The 1123-nt window shown below is 59.8% G+C and carries 1 rRNA gene; it reads right to left on the bottom strand.

The features are described from left to right. Nucleotides 1-310: 310 nt before the first annotated feature. Nucleotides 311-1123 (bottom strand): 16S ribosomal RNA (locus LKO27_RS15050); the annotation flags it as partial.

The following is a 1123-nucleotide window of genomic DNA, read 5'->3' as shown; positions in this document are numbered from 1 at the left end:
TTCTTCACTGGCGAAAGAGGTTCACAACCCGAAGGCCTCCATCCCTCACGCGGCGTCGCTGCATCAGGCTTGCGCCCATTGTGCAATATTCCCCACTGCTGCCTCCCGTAGGAGTCTGGGCCGTGTCTCAGTCCCAGTGTGACCGCCCACCCTCTCAGGCCGGCTACCCGTCAAAGCCTTGGCAGGCCATCACCCCACCAACAAGCTGATAGGCCGCGAGCCCATCCCCCACCCAAACAACCAAAACCGGTCGAATCTTTCCAAACCCACCCATGCGAGCAGGCCAGAACACCCCGTATTAGCCACCCTTTCAAGCGGTTATCCAGAAGTGAGGGGCAGGTTACTCACGTGTTACTCACCCGTTCGCCACTAACCCCACCCCCAAAAAAAGGGGACAAGGCCCGTTCGACTTGCATGTGTTAAGCACGCCGCCAGCGTTCGTCCGGAATTATTGGGCGTAAAGGGCTTGTAGGCGGCTGGTCGCGTTGCATCGAATTAATCCGCATGCTCCGCCGCTTGTGCGGGCCCCCGTCAATTCCTTTGAGTTTTAGCCTTGCGGCCGTACTCCCCAGGCGGGGCACTTAATGCGTTAGCTACGGCGCGGAAAACCCGGAAAAGGCCCCCCACACCTAGTGCCCAACGTTTACAGCGTGGACTACCAGGGTATCTAATCCTGTTCGCTCCCCACGCTTTCGCTCCTCAGCGTCAGTAACGGCCCAGAGACCCGCCTTCGCCACCGGTGTTCCTCCTGATATCTGCGCATTCCACCGCTACACCAGGAGTTCCAGTCTCCCCTACCGCACTCAAGCCAGCCCGTACCCACCGCACGCCCCCAGCTGAGCCAGAGGATTTCACGGCAGACGCGACCAGCCGCCTACAAGCCCTTTACGCCCAATAATTCCGGACAACGCTCGCGCCCTACGTATTACCGCGGCTGCTGGCACGTAGTTAGCCGGCGCTTCATTAACCCAGCTACCGTCAACCCCACCACAAAGAGCAGGACCTTCTTCACTGGCGAAAGAGGTTCACAACCCGAAGGCCTCCATCCCTCACGCGGTGTCGCTGCATCAGGCTTGCGCCCATTGTGCAATATTCCCCACTGCTGCCTCCCGTAGGAGTCTGG

The organism is Tessaracoccus sp. OS52 (assembly GCF_020687685.1).
Lineage (GTDB): Bacteria > Actinomycetota > Actinomycetes > Propionibacteriales > Propionibacteriaceae > Arachnia.
Note: the sequence above shows the minus strand (reverse complement) of the source record. Positions and strands in the feature narration are given on the sequence as shown.